This is a genomic window from Pseudomonas sp. NMI760_13, assembly GCF_021283245.1.
GTDB lineage: Bacteria > Pseudomonadota > Gammaproteobacteria > Pseudomonadales > Pseudomonadaceae > Aquipseudomonas > Aquipseudomonas peradeniyensis.
In genome coordinates, this window is record NZ_JAJSRC010000026.1 from 82,473 (window position 1) to 101,473 (window position 19,001).

14 protein-coding genes and 1 pseudogene are annotated in these 19,001 nt (G+C 57.1%); all 15 read right to left on the reverse strand.

What is annotated here, in order from left to right:
- Nucleotides 1–10: 10 nt before the first annotated feature.
- Complete coding sequence (locus LU671_RS22540) at nt 11–1,192, reverse strand: SPASM domain-containing protein (protein WP_010792548.1); 1,182 nt, start codon at nt 1,190–1,192, stop codon at nt 11–13.
- Nucleotides 1,189–2,832: a radical SAM protein gene (locus tag LU671_RS22545; RefSeq protein ID WP_010792549.1), complete on the reverse strand. Its 1,644-nt coding sequence runs from the start codon at nt 2,830–2,832 to the stop codon at nt 1,189–1,191. Before LU671_RS22545 ends, LU671_RS22540 begins: the two co-directional genes overlap by 4 nt.
- Nucleotides 2,825–6,292, reverse strand: a complete 3,468-nt coding sequence (locus LU671_RS22550; protein WP_010792550.1) for a PEP-utilizing enzyme — start codon at nt 6,290–6,292, stop codon at nt 2,825–2,827. The genes LU671_RS22545 and LU671_RS22550 overlap by 8 nt, the downstream gene beginning before the upstream one ends.
- Nucleotides 6,283–8,118 (reverse strand): radical SAM protein, encoded by a 1,836-nt coding sequence (locus LU671_RS22555; protein ID WP_010792551.1) that lies wholly within the window; start codon nt 8,116–8,118, stop codon nt 6,283–6,285. The genes LU671_RS22550 and LU671_RS22555 overlap by 10 nt, the downstream gene beginning before the upstream one ends.
- Before the next feature lie 46 nt (nt 8,119–8,164).
- Nucleotides 8,165–9,889 (reverse strand): radical SAM protein, encoded by a 1,725-nt coding sequence (locus tag LU671_RS22560; RefSeq protein ID WP_044060634.1) that lies wholly within the window; start codon nt 9,887–9,889, stop codon nt 8,165–8,167.
- The gene (locus LU671_RS22565; protein WP_010792553.1) at nt 9,882–10,946 is read right to left on the reverse strand and encodes a radical SAM/SPASM domain-containing protein; all 1,065 of its coding nucleotides are present in this window, start codon (nt 10,944–10,946) and stop codon (nt 9,882–9,884) included. Before LU671_RS22565 ends, LU671_RS22560 begins: the two co-directional genes overlap by 8 nt.
- Nucleotides 10,947–10,987: 41 nt before the next feature.
- Entirely contained in the window at nt 10,988–12,232 is a 1,245-nt protein-coding gene (locus LU671_RS22570; protein WP_172690197.1) for a hypothetical protein, read from the reverse strand.
- 11 nt (nt 12,233–12,243) lie between these two features.
- On the reverse strand, nt 12,244–12,618 hold the full coding sequence (locus LU671_RS22575) for a hypothetical protein (RefSeq protein WP_010792555.1): 375 nt from the start codon (nt 12,616–12,618) through the stop codon (nt 12,244–12,246).
- Nucleotides 12,619–12,655: 37 nt separating this feature from the next.
- Entirely contained in the window at nt 12,656–13,774 is a 1,119-nt protein-coding gene (locus LU671_RS22580) for a radical SAM protein (RefSeq protein ID WP_044060636.1), read from the reverse strand.
- Nucleotides 13,771–14,913 carry a radical SAM/SPASM domain-containing protein gene (locus tag LU671_RS22585; protein ID WP_010792557.1) on the reverse strand — a complete coding sequence of 381 codons (1,143 nt, stop codon included), beginning with the start codon at nt 14,911–14,913 and terminating at the stop codon, nt 13,771–13,773. The genes LU671_RS22580 and LU671_RS22585 overlap by 4 nt, the downstream gene beginning before the upstream one ends.
- Nucleotides 14,913–15,995, reverse strand: coding sequence for a radical SAM protein (locus tag LU671_RS22590; RefSeq protein ID WP_034000311.1), 1,083 nt, complete (start codon nt 15,993–15,995; stop codon nt 14,913–14,915). Before LU671_RS22590 ends, LU671_RS22585 begins: the two co-directional genes overlap by 1 nt.
- A gap of 113 nt (nt 15,996–16,108) precedes the next feature.
- The gene (locus LU671_RS22595; protein WP_019484910.1) at nt 16,109–17,128 is read right to left on the reverse strand and encodes a type II secretion system protein; all 1,020 of its coding nucleotides are present in this window, start codon (nt 17,126–17,128) and stop codon (nt 16,109–16,111) included.
- A complete protein-coding gene (locus LU671_RS22600) occupies nt 17,109–17,624 on the reverse strand; it encodes a type II secretion system protein (RefSeq protein WP_010792560.1) in 516 nt (171 codons plus the stop codon). The genes LU671_RS22595 and LU671_RS22600 overlap by 20 nt, the downstream gene beginning before the upstream one ends.
- Before the next feature lie 8 nt (nt 17,625–17,632).
- Nucleotides 17,633–18,796, reverse strand: coding sequence for a type II secretion system F family protein (locus LU671_RS22605; RefSeq protein ID WP_010792561.1), 1,164 nt, complete (start codon nt 18,794–18,796; stop codon nt 17,633–17,635).
- 10 nt (nt 18,797–18,806) lie between these two features.
- Nucleotides 18,807–19,001, reverse strand: a pseudogene (locus LU671_RS22610) (type II secretion system protein); the annotation flags it as partial.

Here is a 19,001-nt window from a genome sequence, read left to right on the forward strand (position 1 = left end):
AATTCCTCGGCTATGCAGAGGCCAGACTTGCCTTGAATAGGCCGTCTAGCTTGTGGTTGTGATGTCGGGTTTCGATGCGGTGGAGCCAGCCTCTAACCTCCTCCAGTCCGTGTTCCTGAATGCCGGCATCGATGCGTCTGAAAAGCGCCTTCCAACTCGCACAGTGCGCAGAGCGGCCATACATGCCGTTCCCTTGTTGGATCGATTCGAACATGCAGCCGCCCTGGCACTCCTTAACAAATGGACAGGCCTGGCAGTCGGCAGAGAGCCGCCCTGAACGGGCCGCCAGAGCTTCTAACAGTCCCGTATCGATCACACCGTCCAATGCATTGCCCACCCGAGATAACCCCGCGTCCGCCATTTCTTGGCACACGTGTAGGTCGCCATTCGGCTCCAAGCTGAGAGACCGCTGAGTGCAGTCCGCCTGGAATGCGCAGGCATGTGGCATCTGGTGGTTACCACCGGCTAAGGACGCCACGCGCGCGGTGGTGAGGTGGAAAAAGGGCTCCACGATAATCGGGTAGCGCATAAACCAGTCGTCGAAGGTCTCTAGGAGTGCCTTCATCGTCCGTTCTGCCCCTTGAAGGGCTTGGCCAGGCGTTCCTCCCTGAAACAGCGGACGAAGTGTCAGCATGCGGCCTTCTCGTGCGGCGAGCCGAGTCTGTTGCCTAGCAGAGTTCAAGCCTGACTGATCCAGGACGAAGACCGCGCCCGGGGTGCTCCGCTGGTTTCGAAGGTAATGGTCTGCCTCTTTCCAGATCAGCCGGTAGTTGTCCGCCGAGCCTTTCACTGTGCGCGCCTGGCTGAAATCGTCAACCGAGGTGCCAAGGCGGCCTTCGAACAGGTCGTATAGTCGACTAACTTTCTCCGGAGTGCCGATCAGGTTGCTCTGGGCACCATCCTGCATCTCTATTCCGTGTTGGGCGCACGCTTTCCGCAAATACCGAACGCACTCCTTCAACTCTTGGTAAGGAACGGTGAGGATTTCGCCCCCTATGTACTGGGCCGATAGGAACGTCGGCGCAGCCCCGATCTGGGGGAGTGCTCGGTTGAGGATGAAGTCAATTGACTTCATGAAAGCGGCAGGCGACATCCGCGACGAGGCATTCTCCATCCAGCTGCTGCAGTAGCTGCAGTCCGCGTTACATGACTTCGTCATCCGGATGTGCAAGGTGAAGGGCTGATGAATCATGCGGCGAGCTCCATGGCAGCCATTGCCTCCCGGCACATCAGCACCACTTCATCGAGATGCGCGCCCCCCAACAGCGCCCGAACTGGGCTCCCTGCGGCTAGGTCAGCGATGATGTTTTCAACCAGGCGCGCGAGCTTCCATTGCTGCCGGTACCGGATTTCGCTGATCACGCGCACTGGATCGAAAGTCAGGTACTGGTAATTGCCAAACAGGATGTGACGGAAAAGCTCCTCACCACCCTCCTCTGCAGCGTCTGCATACCAATTTTTCGGCGTGTCGATCTGCGCGCCGATCGCATCATAGAAGAACAAGCGTTCGGCCCAAGACTTCCCGAACAGGGCGCCTGGCATCATTTCTACGAGCCGGGGTCGGTCGAACTCATTGAAGAAGCTGTCGTAGGCGCCGGCGAAAGAATCCTCGATCAGGGGGACTTCCCGGCCGCGCTCAATGTTCGCGGTTGCAACCCGGAGCCGAAGCGCCCCTTCCCGCTTCCTGGCTTCCATCACTGCCAGGTACTTGGAGCGGTCGGTTTCAGCGCCAGCATTGGCCTTGGCCTGCAGCCATACCCGCTTTAGGCCAGGACAGTCTCCGTCGGCGATGATGCTGCGCAGGTTATGGTGAAGGTTCTTGTGCCACGCCCATCCACCGGAGCACACGACGGCAAACTCACAAGTGCCACACTCCTCGTAGGGCATGCTGTGGCGCACCAGCATCTCTGGGGCATTGTTGAAGATTGCCTTTTCCGCGAACCGCAGGTCCTGCACTGAGAGTGGTTCAGTTGGCTGTATCGCCTCGTCACCGGTGTAGCTGGAGTTGAAGGTCACCTCGCCGTTCTGTTCTACCTCGAGGTCGTAGCTGTCATTACCCGGGTAGTGGAAATGGGTCGCGGTAACAGACGCCGTCTCCATTTCCACCAACGGGCTGATGGTCACCCCGTCGGGCACCAACTCGCTCAGAGCAAGGATGTAGTCGGACACTTCGCCGTAGGTACAAGTCTTGTGAAAGTAACTCTTGCCGCTGCCTGCCGGGTAGAGCATGTCGCAGGTGATATCGGTGATTCCGCGGCTGACGAACTCTTCGACGATGAACTTAGGCCCGCGCTCAATTACGGCCTTGCTCATGGTGATGCAGAGGGTTTTGCGCTTGATGCCGGTGATGGCCTCTAGCGTTCTGAAGTATCTGGGGAGAAGCTTGTCGTCCTTCAGGAACCGATTGGTGTCAGGTTCCCATGGTACAAACACATCCAACCCGTAGCCATATCGGTGGCCCATCTCGTTGAGAAGGCTGATGTACCCTGGGTCCTTGAAAATCAGGTTGGTACACCAAATAAGGGCGGCCTCGGCGTTGTAGTCGCGCTCCCATCCGGCCATGACCTCCAGGGTCCAGGGCAGATTTCTTTCCCAGTAGGCCAGCGGCATCATAGTCAGCTCGCCGCCGAGCAATTCGATGTTGATCTTGGTGACTTTCCGGTCTGCCTTGAACAGAGCTTCGATGCTATCGAAGGTCTTCCGGTAGAGGCCCTCGTCCATCATGGCCTTATCCCGGAGCAGCTCTGGCTTCACGTAGCAGTGGGTACAGCCGAGGTTGCAGAGGCGAGTTGGTGCAATACAGACGTTGAGCATGTCCAGGGCGTTATGCACGGCACACCTCTCCAGAGGCAGAAATGAACACCAGTGCCGAGTCCTTTTGATCCCCAATGTCGGCGCCGACCACGTGCGGCACTCGAAGACGCCTGGCGTGCTGCATGAGATGAGACAGCGCAGAACCTTCGCGAACGACAAGCGCGCCTGCGCGCGCTATCAGCGGGAGATAGCTCATTTCCGCTCGGTCAATCAGCAGTGCGTCCCCTGGTTGGAACTCATCTTTGCTGGCCAGCCGCAGGCAGATGCCTTTAGCTGGTACTCCCCATACGAAGGCGTTTAGCCCTAGATCTCGGTCATGACCTGCCAGTAGGTTGGCCAGCGGGAGAGGCCTGCTTTGCATTGCTACTGTTTCTAGCGCTGCCGCCCTGGAGTCAGTATCGGTACCAACTGAAACGTCTAGGGCTGACATGAGGGAGTTGACTGCCCCACGTTGCTCGATCTCGGCGAGCAATGGGCGCAAGCGCTTCAGTTCGTACATGACCTGCACCGCACTTTCATCCTTCAGCCAAGCCATTGGAGAGTCGGTAGCCTGTATAACGCCGCCGAGAAGATCGTCTCCGTCCAGACTCGACTTACCCTGGATAGCGAAGCCATTCAGCGAAAGGCATCCCATGCGCTCAAGCAGATCGGCCCGGGCGTCCGCCTCTGCCTCTTCCAATGCCGCGCCAAGTACAGTCGAGGATAGTGGCCGCGAAAAACCCTTGATGCGCGCCTTGATACGGAGTTCAGCTGCCAGAGTCGCCAACCGGTTGAATCGCCCGTACACGTCCCGAATTCGACCAAGGTCGTGGGTGACCGCTGCAATCAGCTGTTCGGTGTCGGCAGAGAGGTCGGGGAGCCATAAAGTGCGCTGCGCCAGTCGTTCCCGATGCTCTGTTTCGAAAGCTTCAATGATCGCCGCGGAGGGAAATGCAATGGTCGGGGACATCCGGGTGTAGTCAACTGCCGAGGAAATGTCCTGATAGAGCGACAACAATCCGCCAATGAAAGACTTGGCTTGAACCAGCCGGTACCTGCCTACGGTCAGTTGCTCCCCCTTGATTGCGCAAGCGGCGAGTACGGCAGCTTCCAGCTTGCCGGTGTGTGCTACTGGAGCAACGACGAAGCGGCGAGTGTTTTTGGATATACGGTGCTTGAGGCCTATTCTTCCGAGTTGGTCAGTGCTGACCTGCAGGATGGTCAGCTTCCCCGATACCGAGCGGGCCCACTCAATACTCGTGGCGCCCATAACTCGCTGCAGGCGCAGCAGCACCCGGCAGACAGCCCGGTCTCTTGGGTCGAGCCTGTTTACATCCCATATCGGTACTGCAAAACGCGACGTTGCCGCGGTGCCTGCCGTAACCTGGTCAGCATGGCCTCCTTCGCAAATGATCATGTGGTCATCGGCTTCGGTACCGAACATAGCCACCCCGAATGTTTGGCCTTGAATCCGGGGCTGAACGAAACACATACCCTCCTCTCCAGAGCGCTCTATCTCGGCAATGACCTGAGCGGCCGAGGCCCAGACCTGGTGCTCGCCGTCGGCGTATAGGGAGTCGTAGATTCCAATAGTCGTCGCCTCACAGCTCTCCGACCGTGCAGCAGAGCGAACAATAGTTGGCTTCATGCGTGCCCAGCGTGGGAGATGTCTACCCGTCGAATTGACCAGGGCAGGGGTGATGACGACGCCAGGCAGGACGTGGAAGCCATGCTCCGCAGCTTCGGCCAGTAAGCGAATCTTCTCTGGTAGGTCGGTAGGATGTACGCCCAATGGGACAGTGAACCGTCTTTTCCGATAGCGCCGGTGCGCCGTCCAGCAGAGAGCACTTAGAAGACCTGCCGTCAGTTGCACAGCGACAACCCAGTCCGTAGGCACGTCGGCTCGTACCCACTCTTCAAGGGTCCAGCTAGAAACCTGGAAGACGCCGAGTGCTGCAACCGCAACCAGCCCCTTAGCGGCCACCGTTGGAGTTGCGCAGAAGGCGATGGTCAACACTAGGGCCAGTAAGGCGCTGAACAGGAGATAGCCCTTTATGCCATCTCCCAGAAGGGAAACGGCCTTGAAGCCCGCCTCGCCAAGTTCATTGCGGGCCTTGGCCGAGAATTCGCGCCAACCGTCGTACAGGTCGGGATTCGACAGTCGCTCTCGGCTAAATAGCTCCGGCTCAGTGTTGATGCCCAGCCAGCCGGCCCCCTTTTCCGACAGGTATTCGCCGGCCAACAGTGAGTGGTAACTGCTGCGCCGGTCATAGCCCAGTCCGGCGTAAGTGGCAGTAGGGTCCAGCTTGGCCAACTCCTCGGCCATCTGGCCTCTGGCGACCTTTTCCATGTCGATGTGGACTGTCCCGCGGATGCGTTCGCGGGTAGTTGCCCAGTCTGCAGCTGGCTGGAAGTCCAGAAACACGACACGAGGCTTGCGTTCTAAGTAGGAAAACGTCTCCGAGTTGCCGAATAGTCGTTCGTCATTCTTGAAATGCCGGTAGTACGGTGGCTTTACCAGAAGCTCATCCTCAGTCGGAAGGATGAACTGAGGATCGAGGCCTCGGGACCTGAGGAGAGTTAGGATTACCCAGGTATTACCGGTGAAGTAACCTTCCGCCGCAGAGATCAGGATAGGCCGATCGCCGATGGTGGCGACGATGTTATCCAGACCGGCGAGGAAGGTTGGAAGATCCGAAATCATGTCGCCATGAAGCCAGCCGTCATGTTCAAACTGGTCCCGGGTTGTGTCACTTATGATCTGCAAGCCAGGTGTTGCGGCAATCACCTTTGGGAATTGGCTTGGCAGGATGGCCCGAGGGTCTTCCTCATTTGCAAGGTGCTTCCAGCCGTATGGATGCAGAGATTTAGTGCCACCGACCAGAAATCGAACCTCAATACCGAGTCGGGCCTTCAGAGCCTCTGAGATAGCAGCGGCCGAGCTTCCATACTGGTCGATAAGCACCACTGGCACCGACGATTCACGAATCAGCGCCAGCAATTTAGCTGGGCTTTTGCCGAGCTCTTTCGCCGACACTCCATTTCCGAAATCCTGGAAGAACGGTTCAGGCATTGGGTCAATTCGAACCGCGCGGATGGTGCGCTTGGCCAAACTGTCGATGAACTCTGCCGGGTCCATAGCCGTTGGCATCTGCGCCTGCTCATCCAGAGCAACTTCCCGAAACGGAATCTCGGTTATGCGTTCAGCCGGCGAACCTGAGTCGATGAAATTCGCATCCAACTGACTCGCCCGCTGATCATTGAGCACCAGCGCCAGCACGGCCAACCCAGCGGCGAATCCCAACGCCAGGCTTTTCACCTTGCCATGCTTGCCCGAACAGAATCGGAGGTACCCAAAGACGCCAGCGGCGATCAGTAGTGCAATTACCGTTGACGGTCCGCCGAGGAGCATTGCGCCACCGGCGATAACGACGGGGAAGGCTTGCGCGTTGCAGGACAGTCCCAGGGCACATGCGCCCAGAATCCAAGTCAGACGCATGTCATCCTCTCTTTTGTGATCTGCCAGTCCCTGATTGCCGCGTGCGCCTTTCGCGAAAAAGACACGGCCTGCAGGTGGATGCGTGACAGGTACTCGTAAGCATCCGGGGTCAGGAAATGGTCACGGCGCTGGTCCAAAGAGTCGGCAATGTCTGCAGGCACGGCGCAAGTCATCCCCCACATGATCAGGTCCTCGAACTTGAAGGACACTTCAAGCCCGCTGTTCCACCGTGGGAAACCGCCTACAACTTCAATTGGTAGGTCCATCCACCTGGCCAACTGCACGGCATCCAGGATGAAGCCAGACAGGTGGTGATCGGGCCGACGGCGAACAAAGTCCCAGATGAGGGCATCATCGATCCCAAGGGAGTGATAATTGCCGGCCAGCGAATGCGCGATGATGGAAGCTTCCTCGCCGAAGCGACTTAGTCCACCCTCGAAGACGACTTGTTTGCCCAGGCGATCGTAGAACCACAGCCGCTGCCGGACGGTGCAGCCGAAGAGCATTTCGGGTATCACCCGCACCACGACGGCAGATCTCACTGCATCAAAATAGCCTTCGTAGTCGTCGACATAATTGGTTTCGAAGAAGGCTGTGGCCTCGCCGGCAGCCGCCCGTGCGATAGCTCTGATCCTTCTCTCGCGGCGGGCATTGCCGTATCGCGTCACACCCACTTGATCGAAGCTGGTCTGAGCCTGCTTTTCCCATAGCTGGAAGAACCCTGGGCAACTGAACTCCCCTTCCGGAGCAGCCATGTACTTTCCGAGCACTTCAGGTGAGAGCTGCTTGTGAGGGTACCAACCGGAGTTGCAGGCCTGCAGGTAGGCACACCCTCGGCAGAAGTCATGCTCGTAGGACAGTTTTGCATCGAGCTCGCTGTTGTTCCCCCAAACCACCTTCAGCGCGGCATTCCGATCCCAAACATTCAGGTTGATGTATGGGCGCACCGCCTCAGTACCGGTTTGGTTCGGGTTCAGCGATAGCTCCCCGCGGTGATCCCAGTGGTACTCGTAGGCGTCGTTGAGTGTGTTCTGAGAACGGGAAAGTGTGCGGAGAGACTTCCTCATGTCGTCCAGATGGTCGACAGTCAGGCCGTAGGGAGCGCCAAGTTCAGTCAAATCCTCAATGAAACGGGCCACGTCACGGTAGTACGGCTGCGCTCGATCAAAGTAGGACCGGCCTGATCCCCACGGGAAGATCATGTCGCAGGTCACGTCGCTGATCCCGCGCTTCACGAAGGTGTCGATGATGTACTGCGGACCAAGGTCTATGAGGCCCTGCCCCATCACCAACACCAGGTTGAGCATGTTGCACTCGCCCAGCGCTTCGATTCGTTCAAGGTATTTGGGGAAGATGGCCATGTTTTTGCCGAACCGGCCACTCTCTGGTCCCTCGAAGGGGATCGCAATGTCCATTGCGGGATGCCCCTTGAACTGCCTAAGCAAATCCAGGTAGCGGTCATCCTTCCACATGAGATTCGAGCAGAAGGTGAACTCGGTAGGCGTGCCGGCAGCATTCAGGTCGGAAATACGGTCCAGAACCCAAGGTAAGTTCCGCTCCCAGAATTCGAAGGGCATCAGCGTCGCCTCCCCCCCCAGCACGTCTAAATGCAGATAGGTGACGGACTGGTCGAGATGGAATGCCTCGACGATAACCTCCACTTCGCGACGGAAGGTTGCCTCGTCTATGTATTCCTTGCGCCTGAGCAGGTCTGGTTGGATATAACAGTGCTTGCAGGCCAGGTTGCAATTGAGATTGGTCGAGATGGTGGTACTCATCATCTCGATCGACCGATTGCGTGGAAGGGCGTAGGGCAGAATGTTCATGCCCTAATAGTGGAAACCGAGTGCCCCTAATTTGGAAAAAGGGATGCTAAATCGGGTTCCGCATTTTGGTGGATCTCAGCGAGGCCTCGCGCTGGAGTTGCATCGATACGAGTTTGATCTCTGGCTCAGGGTGCTCACCTGCAGGGGGCCCCGCCGGCGAGGGATGGGAGAGCACCCAGCGCAGCAGTTGAGTATTGTGGCCGGCCAGAATGAGGTCCTTGTCCTTCACTTGCAGACCCTGGGCTAGTAGAGAGGTTTCCTCCACGATTGCGGCCAACTGGTCATCTGGCGAGGTTCTCACCCACTCCCAGACCATCGCGGGGTCCAGCTGCAGAGCCGGGGTGTCCCCGTATACCAGGTGCTCAATCACCAGGCGTTTCAGATCGTTGGAAAGAATTCCAAAATCGTCACAGCTTAGGTTTATCGTTGCTCCTACAGCCTGGTACGCCCAGATTCGCTCCATGAGCGGTCTGCCGATTTGGGCTCCAGGGTTCAGAGCAACCCGAGCATTCTCCACCTGCTTTAGCCAGGCGTAAAAAGCCAAGCCTTGGCCGGCGATCTCGTCATGGACCTGTTTGGATGTGACGCTATCCGTCGGTGACTTGAGGATGGCACGCATAGCTTCATGGTGAGTGTTCATCCGTGTATCGAACTCCCCGAATCGATCCTTCACTTTCGACCAGAGGCGCTTGTAGCCAGGGCACTCAGCTGAGTCCCATGCTCGTACATCCTCCGGTTCGGCAATTCGATAGTGGTACCAGCCGCCCGCGCAGTAGGAGTGGAACTCACATTGGAAGCAGTAGTCGTGGTAGCGGGAGAGTTTGTTATCCAGCTCCGAGGTGTTGTCCGCAAGAACCTTGAACGCCCAATCCGGATCGTCGATGTAGATCCTGGTGTCACCGAGGGCGGCCTCCGAAGTGGTCTGTGAGGCATTGAAGCTGGTGAGGCCGTCTGGCTCAACCGCCAGGTCATAGCGGAAGTTGCCGATGCACTGATAGCTGGTGCCTCGGAACATGGCGCTCGTCATCTCGTCTGCCGGCGTGAAGGTGATGCCTTTAGGCGCTATCTCGAAGAGCCTGCACAGGTAGTCACTCATCTGGGCGAAGCTGATCATGTTCGGCTGCCAGAACGCCTTGCCTGAGCCGTAAGGGCTGATCATCTTGATGCTGAAGTCGGTGACACCCAGCGGCAGGAACTGTTCCAACAGATAGTCCGGCCCCAATTCGACCGTGATCTTGGTGAGGATGACGTCGAGGATCTTTTGCCGCACCTTCAGGGCGCTGACAGTCTCGCGCCAGGCGGGCATCAGCTTATCTCGCTTACCGAAGCGGTTGGTTTCCGGCTCCCACGAGGTGTAAACGCACATTTCCGGCCAATCGCCGTACTGGTTGAACAGGTCGATGTAGTCGGCTCGCCTGCGCTGGTCAGAGAAAATGAGGTTGGATAGGACGTTGACCGAGCCCGGTGTCTTGAGTTGTGCGTTGAAGTCCCGGCATTGCTCTAGGGCGAACGGCAAATTTCGACGCCAGAACTCGACTGGCATCTTGGTGATCTCGCCGCCGATGATTTCCCACTCGACCTCCTCCAAACCGCGGTCCAGGGCTACGAGGTCTCGGACACGGTCGAAAATCCCCCTGAAAACCCCTTCCTCCATCTCGACGGGATTGGCCAACTCCGACGGATCGATGTAGCAGTGAGTGCACCGCCGATTGCACCATCGGGTAGCGGTGATGCTGATGTTGGCCTGATTCAACCGGGATTGTTTATGCACAGCGCATCTTCTCCAGTAGCAGGTCCCACATTCCCTTCCCACCCGCGCACTCCCCAGAGCCATCGGTGACTGGCACATGGGCGGGTCCGCCGGAGCAGTAGCTGAAATGAGGGCAGGACCTGCAAGGCAGGAGACGGCGCCGTTCGGCAATAACGCGGGCCAGGCGCCGGGGTGATGAGAGCAATTCGTCAAGAGGTGCGTCTTGGAGGTTTCCAAGGAACGTCCCTTCGAGATCGGAATAGAGGGGGTTTGTCGTTACAGATCCGTCCGGGTTCAGGGTCAGAAATCGATCTTCTGACAGGACGTTGAATTGGTTGTTGGCCTCGCCGGCTACCTGCTCCAGTGCGCCGATGGTAATCCCGGCGTCCCTAAGCTGCCGGCCATGGGTGGCTTCCAGCGTGTGAAGGAAGGTCCAAACGGCTGCATAGCTTGCGGTGAGCGGGAGCTCCGGCGCCGAGGATGCTTGGTAGATTGGCTCTGCCAGGAAGGTCCGGAAGTCAACAGAGATGTCGAACTCCCAGACCTTAGCCTTCGTGGAGAGCATAAGCTCCGCCAACGCGGTCGGGCCGCGCTTTATGGTCTCGGAATTGAGTTCGACGTTGACGGTACACACCACACCCGCATCCCAGAAGCGGTTCAGGCCAGTGAGGAAACGCCGGGTATACAGATCTTCTGAGCCCGATAGGCTGAACTTGTGCCCTAGGGCGAAGGTTGTCTCAACCTGGCCGTTGAAAGCCGAATGAGAGAGATCAATGAGCCAATTGGGGACAGAAAAGCAGTTGGTCACCATGGTCTGGGAAGCGTGTGGGAGTAGGCCTCGGGCCTGGTCCACGTACAACTGCATGCGACTAGGGCCCACGATCGTTGGCTCTCCACCTTCCCAGATCAGGGTCACCGGCCGGTCTGCCCAGAAATCGGATGTCAGGAAGGCTGCAAGCGTGTAGGTGGGGAGTCGCTCACCGGCGGCCCGGTTGGCCTCGGTTAAATAGCAGCGCTTACAGTCAACGTTGCACTGGCGAGTTACGTTGATGAACCCAACTGCTTCAGATTTTGCCATCACTCCCCCCTATCCCCCATCCCATTGAGATGAAGGACCGATCAGCCGACAGCGATAAGGCCGCTGGCGGGTGCAGGTACCGGTTTGGGTGCTGGAGGCGGAGGCGGGCTCACATGGTTTCCAGCCTCAAGAACTGCTCGAATCATGGAAAGAAACTCACCAGTGGCCAGCGCTGCAATCTTCGGCTCAACGTCCATCGCCACGGCTATGCGCGACGCAACGGAACCAGGTTGAACAGTTCCGTGATCGAGGTTGATGCGCTCTTGCACCTGCAGGGTGGACTCGACGCCTGCCCATGCCTGGTCCATCTCATCGATACCGAATGCTGCAGCAAATGCAGCCCCTAAGGCATTGGCGAGTTTGGCCTGGCGGGTATTCACCGGAGGGGTAGCCTGCCCCTCAACCGCGGGCTCATCCGGTGGTAGGTACTTATCCAATACCGTGTGGACTCCGTGCTTCAGCTCGTACAGCATGCCGGCAGCGTTGGACAGGCTAAGCCCCGTGGACTTACTCACCATCCGAATGAGATTGGGCAACGGTGTTCGTAGGTCGAGCTCTTCCTCCAGGATGCGCGCTCGGGAGTCACGGAACTGCGCTTGCTTGAGGTGAATTGCCTTGGCCACCTTTTCGAGGATCTCATTGAAAGCATCCTCAGTCCCAAAGTGCTCCATGATGACGTCGTGAATTACGACTTTCACGTACTCCATAACCACTTCAGGCATGCCTTCGGTGAATAAAGTATTCATCATCTCGTCGGTCGAGATGGATGCCGGAATGTGCCCTGCCGCCACACCGAAAAGGTATTCGAGGTAGCCATCGATTGGCGCGACACGGATGTTCGATTGAGGCGAGGCAAGCCACATCCTCCCGTAGGTACGGAGTACCTCGCAGTAGCGTTCCACTTTCTCGTCGACGACGGTGGTGTGCCCTGGCGGGAGCAAGTTGATGTTGAAGCCCGAGGATTCAGCGTGCATCAGCAATTCGTCGGGCGATACGGTGCAATCGTAAGGGATGTCGATCGACACCGAATTGAGACTGCCGGCAGCCAAGATCAAGCTGAAAGTGAAGTCGTCGCTGGGAAGGTCCGGTGAGTCTGGGTGACTCTGCGCACGCAAGCCCACGTGACAGGCATCGCGAGGGATGCGCTTGAGAGTCGTGTCGCACTCTACGTTGAAGTACGATACATCCCGCTTGATCTCGTGTTCGGGCGAAGTCTGAAGATGGCTGGACTGTGCAAGGAAGATCCCTTCAAGGTCCGAAACTCTCATTCCAACTTGAACTGTCATGGAACCCCCAATCAGCGCCAGCCACGCGAGCCATGGCACGCGCCGTGGCAGGCACCATGACAAGCGTTATGGCAGTAACCCCAGTCGCCGATCCGGGTGGAGTCCATATCTTTTGCTGTGGCTGTGGCCGCCAGCAGCATGTTGTCGATACCGCCCACCATGTTGCCCACGACGATTTCGCTCAACACCTTCTGGTGTTGTTCAACCATAGGCTTGATCGGGTTCATCTCCAGGATGGCGCGCAGACGGGCGATTTCCTTATCTGCAGCGAGATCTTCAGTCGACTGCTCCACAGTGAACGACTTGTGAGTTTCGGCGTAAGCGCTGGCGGTCAAGGCGCTGACCGCGATTGCGACCATGACTCGATTGCCGGTGAACTGCTTCATCTTCCCCTCCATTTCTGCTTGCCCAAAGGGCCGATTCTTACCCAGCGATTGATATCAACCCGGGGTTATCTCTGGTTGCGATGTGGTCATTCAGTAGCCTGAACGTCATGTATCCCCCTGCACACTCCTGGCTCTCGTCCATTCGGGGCGTGGCCATACAACCTGAGCTACAAATAGGCTTGAACTGGCAGGTAGAGCAGTCCATTTGACGCTCCTCTCGGGCAGTCTCAAGCTGGGTGTGCTCCACCACAGTCACGCCAACTGCGTTCCTGTTATCCCGCTCCGAGGTCAACGCAGTACAGGCGGAGTAATAGCCGTTCTGGTCGAACGTGTGAAAGCGAGTATCACAAGCGCCGGAGAGACACCCGTAACCTCCTCTCTCACCGCGGCGCAGCCTTTCCACGCTGGCGATAAGCCCATCCAGCGGAGAGATGTTCAGTTCCTGCCGACCTTCCCGCTGCTGAGTCATGAAGCGGCTGTAGGCCATGGCAAAGCGACCAATCCACATGCTGTATTCGCGGTTCGTGACTCCGAGCCAATCCCAGTTGGTTATCGCATATCCAGTTCTGGTCAGCCTCTCAAAGTGGGCCAGGGAAATTCCGCGCTCGAGAAGGAAGTCAATGAGGTCAGTTGGGTTCCTGAACCTGTTGATCAGTGGTTTGGTCACCGTGATGACCATGTACGGTGTCAGCTGAAGGCTTTGGAGTGCCTGAATGTTGGCCCAGAACTTATTTTCGAACTGCTCGTTCGATTCGGGACGTCCAGCCCTTATAAGGCGTATCTCCGGGTCCCAGGACACCCCGACAATGCCATCAAAGAACTCGTGATAGATCTCAGCCCAACGTAGGTCGAAGGTCATCAAGTTCGTCTGAAGCGAGAAACGCACGTCGAACTCGGACAGTTCAGTCTTCAAAAACACAACTGACTTGCGCATGAACTCCTGACCAACCAGCGTTGGCTCCCCCCCGTGGAGCTGGAACAGCAGGACCTGGCCTGGTCGAGCAAAAGAACGGACCTTCGCCGGAATCTGCTCGATATTGTTCCAGTCCATCCGCTTCGGATTGTTGGGGATGAAACAGTGTTGGCAGTGGAGATTGCATGCCTCGATGAGCCGCACATAGATCATGTGATCGAAGTCGGGTGCACCCTTGCTCATGCGATGCGCTCCAGCCCGATGGTGTACGGGTCAAAGGGCAGCGCGCCTGCCGCGGACAGGTAGCCGGTAGCAAATCGGCGTCCCTCTTCGTTGGCAACGAACTCTTTGACTTTCGCTAGGTGTGATCGATAGCCGGCACACTCCCCTGCACCGGTATGAACCTGGTGATCAGTGATTGGGCAGCCGCTCTTGCACCATGAACGGAACTCGCACTTACGGCAGTGATTCTCGATGTGGTCGATGTGCTGAACCTTGATCCAGCCCAATCGCTCAGGGCTGGACTGGAAGGCATCGATGCCATCCTGGACCTTTGGCCAAAGGTCCGTCTCGTACTCCATCCGATCCGGGCAGGTGTTGAGCGCCCCGTCAGGATTAATCACTAGAAAGTCGCGCTGGCAGGTTCCGCCCCAGCGCTCGCCGGGTTGGTTGTGCAATACCCCACCAATGGCCGCTGCCACGGCATTGTTCGTTACGCAGGAACCGGTCCGTCGCAAGTCCTCTATCGACACATCGAACAGGTCGCTCAGAAAATCGCTGTGTTCCTTGTTGCTTGGGCGGTCTCCGTCGGCCCCGTAGGGGTTGTACCGCTCGATGTTGAAATGGGTGAACCCGTGTTCTTTGAACCACCCATAGATCTCCGCTACTCGACCAAGCTCATTGCGCGTCGGCACCATGATTGGGCCCACGTGAAGACTATGGGAGCGGGCCAGGTGGACCTTCTCCAGCCAAAGATCGATGTACTTGTTATTGGAGCCCTGTATGGTGCGGCCGCTGAAGTCGATAGAGGAGCCGACGAAGCCATCACACCGCTCCTGCAAGAATGGGATGTGTGAACTGCGCAGTGGAATGAGCGAGGTCTGGATGGCTTCCTGAATTTCAATACCGGAGAGGCCGCGCCGCACCTTGTCCGAGAGATCCATGAGTACCCCGGCACTCATACTTAGCGGCTCGCCTCCGTGGTACAGGATGGAGACTCGGTCGTGCCCCTCCCGTTCGGCCAGGTTGCGGATCAGATCCAAGCTGTCCTGGAGGGTAGCCTCCGACATACGGGACTTATTGGCCCGCACATCCTCTGGGAGGTAGCAGAAGTCGCAACCTACGTTGCAGAAGTTTGTTGGCTTGAGATAGACCTGAAGCATCAGTTCGCCCACCCGTATGCGGAGAGTCGCGCGCGGGCGCTCTCGGGAGTGATGCCGAGCTTGTAGAGAATACGGTCAGCCTCACCAGTCACAACCGACTGCTTGAGTCGATTGAAAACCATCTTCCAGCTCTGGCAATAGCCGAACTTGCCCCCCATCCCTCTTTCGAAGAGCACGGCATCGCGGGCACAGCCGCCCTCGCATTCGGTGAAATGCGGGCATGTCTTGCAGTCTGGCGGAAGGTTGACTGCTCGCCCCATGATTTCTCGGGAGGCAGGTGATGCGGCCAGCGCGGGAGCGATGTCGGCACCAGAGTAGAACTTGACCTCAACTGGTTTCGCTTCCTGCACCTCACCGGTAAGGATGTTACCGAAGCGAAAGCGCTTGTCGCCGAAATCGCTGAATTCGCTACAGTTGTACACCGAGCCATCAGGATCGATGGTCAGGAACCGACCTCCACAGGACTTCGTCCAGGGGCACAGCATGCTCTTGTAGCCAGCCACCTTCTGCAGCATCAAGTCCAGCGGCGTAATGCGGAATACCGGGACTTCATCAATCCAGCGATCGTAGAGATCTACAAGCATCTGTCCATAAGTCGTTGGGGCAATGAGCATACCCGCCTCCCTGGCACGACCGGCGGGGTAGGCGTAGTTGAACCGGATGTCGAATCCTGCTGAGCCATATGAGAGGGCTCGCTCATACATGTCCATCGCGGCCGTAGCCGCCCCTTCATCGTAAACTCCGATTACGAGCGGTCGAAAGTCGTCGGCGATTACCTGGTCCATTGCTCGCCAGAACAGACGGTCATACGTCTCAGCGGAGCCTTTTACCGTGCGGTATTTCTTGTAAGGGTCGAAACTTGTAGATACCCGGCCCTCAAAGATTTCCGAGAACACTCGCTTCCATCGTTCAGACTTGTACCCCAGAAGGTTGGTTTGGATTGCAAAGTGCACACCACCATGCTGGGCCAATGCGTACTCAGCGCAGGCTTCGAAGAAATCAGGGCCCATGAGCATCGGCTCACCGCCATGCCAGATCCAGTCGATGTTTGGCGTGAACGACGGCTGCAGGCGATCGAACATCCGCTTGAAATCATCAAGCGACCAACTGTCCGCGCCGTCAGGAGGCGCAGAGCAGTAGGTGCAGTCCGCGTTGCAGTTTTTGGTTGGCTTAGCAATAACGACTGAATATGGCATTAGGGGTAATAGCAGTAGACGTCGACAAGCGACTGAAGGTTGTTCCGCTCTACCTCAGAGCCAATGATATTGGTCGAAACGATCCAGTAGCTGCCGTAGTCGAGGAGCCGGTACTCGAAGCCGAAGGCTCCGTGGTTTACCTCTCCCTCCTGCCAGCCACCACGCATTGTTCCTGGGCGCAGAGATGCCCTTGCAGATCCTCCGCCCGGGCACGCAGGCTTTATAACTCCGTCGCTGTGTCGGACAAGGTAGGTTCCCTTCTGCACGAAATTCGGCAGCAGATCGATGAGGTTGGCGTTCCCCCGTTGACGAAGGGTTACGTTTTCAACCGAAAGGTTGGTCCCATTCTCGATGGCCACCTCGCCGCCATAGGGCGTGCTGAGGATCAAGCGCCCAGCATCCGTTCTTACTCGAGCATCCGCACCACCGTTGTTCAGATACATGTTCGAAACTTCATTGATCGAATTTCCCCCAAGCAACAACGGGGTGCGCATCCGATTCATCTCAGGGTCACCGGTGTAGACTCGAGAAAGCTTAGAGTTCAGTGCGGGCTCACTGCCTGGAATCCCGATCGTTGAACGAATGGTGTATGTCGCTGCATTGCTGATTACTGTCCCAGGCAGGTTGTTCGCGACTACACCATCCCAGTCTTGAGCAATGCTTTGGGTGATCGAGAACGTGTTTGCATTGCAAGCTGGGGTAACTGCCTGGTTGTACTTGTTGGTTGCGCTGATGCCGGCAAGTGTTGGTGGTGAGGTGCTCTCAAGCACGCTCTTGGCATTTGCACAGCTGCTTGCTTGGCCTGGCCACGAGCCATTCTGCATGCGGTATGAGCGCGCAGCGTCCAGAAAAGACTGAGTTTCCTGCGCAGTCAGGATTGCACGCTTCTGGTTGAGCTGCTCCATGTACCTGGGTGTGGCATAGACAGCAATCATCGCCATCACGGCCAGCACAATCGCCAATTCAATCAGCGTGAAGCCTCCCATCGAGGCCTGGAAATTAGCGCGTCGTTTCTTCATGGAGGATTCGCTTCTGATAAGACACCCAGGCGGAAGAGGAGCTCTGCGCCGGCCTGGTTGTGATGATAATCCGGGTGTTTGCCCCGACGTTTTCAGTGGTATATCCACCGTAGTTGTCTTCCTTGAAAGGCAGATCTACGGCGACGTAGCAGCGCTGTGAGTCGAATTTGACGAGGATGTTTGAGCCAAGCGGGTTGGTAGCTGGCAAGCGGTAATCGGCAGTCAACAGGTTCTGAAGATCCGCTGTTTTCGACCAGTTGGTAAGAGATCCATAAGTATGGGTGACCTTTAGGTTCGCCCCGACGGTCGAGGACACGGCTTTTGTCCTTGCGATCTCGCAGACAGGAATCAGGTTCCTGGCCTGCTCAATCGAGGAATTGATTTTTCCCTGCTGATACTTCTCCATTGCGCCTGGAAGGAGCGCAACCGTCATGACTGCGACGATTGCCAAGCAGACGGCCAGCTCGATGAGGGTGAAGCCGCGGGAACGAACCATAGCCACAGTCACCGCATGGCCGACGCAAGGTTAATGATGGGCAGGTAAAAGCCGATTGCGAACATCATGATGGTCAGGAGCATCATCGAAAATCCGATGACCGATGACATCTGGGCCACCTTCTCCGAGTGCCGAAGGTAGTAGGCCTTTAGAGCATCAGCCATATTGCTCAGCACGTTGTCGCGCCCAGCTGGTGACTGGTTGTCGAAACCCTGGAGGTTCTGAGTAATCAGTGGTGGCCACTCGGGGTTGTCGAAAACATCGGATAGCTCACGGCCTTCGACGAGGCGCGCGTGAGCTTCTTGATAGAGAGAATGTGCACGGCCCCGAGAGCGTTGCATCATGAACTTGAAACTTTGGGGATTGGTAAAGCCACTGCTGAGCAGTAGCTGATAAGTCTGAACAAACTCCAGGCCCATCCGCACCTTGTTCCGCTCATTGAGGAACGAGAAACCTGGCAGGTTCCTCACCATTTCCCATACCCGAGCCCGAAACACATAGATCCCGGCAGCGATTCCAAGCAGGACGTACAGGTACTCGGTGTAGACCGTGTGCAGAAGCAAGATCAGCTGGCTCAGGGAGTTGAGCTGGAGGTCGAGGCGCTGTACATGGATAAAGTCGTGGATAGTTCCCCCTGCCCATAGCGGAATGCCGATGATGAAGCCCAGACCAAAGCATGCGTTGATCATGGCTTTCTTCATAAGAGCAGAGAACTCTTTCTTCGCTGCCAGACGTTCTGCAATTGCTTTAGATGCCCTGTTCAGAGCATCAGGCAATCGCCCTGTCTTGTCCCCCGCTTCAGCCAGGAGGACTGCGGTTTCGTCGAATCGAAGAAGGGACAGGTACTCTTTGGGGGTTTGACAGGCGTCGATTTGAGCAAATGTGATCTTCAGTGCTTTGTAGTTCACTGATTCCTGAACCGCCTTGCCGAAGGTCTTCCCCGAAGAAATTTTCGAAGCAATGGCAGACAACATGAGGACCTGCTCGACAAGGGGAAACTTCTTGTCGAACAAGGCCGATTTGATACCCCCGAGGTGGTCTACAGCAACGCTATGGATGACCGACTCGGGGATGCCGGACATGGCAATGGCCTGCTCTTTGGTTTCTGCCTCAACACCGACGGAAACCACACCACCCGATTCACCTAGATACTTCAGTTGGTAGTAGGCCATGGCCAATCCCTTAGTTGCAGCGGTACGCCACGGTCACTTTGGTGTTACCGGTTGCGGTTGCGGAGTTCTTCACGATGTTGTTGCTCTGGTTCAGAGCGGATGCCAGGTCGGCAGCGGCGCTGGTGTCGGTGCTGTCGATGGTGTAGCTGATGGTCACCTGGTTGCTGGTGACAGCATCAACGGTCCAGGCTGTGTTCCAGACAGT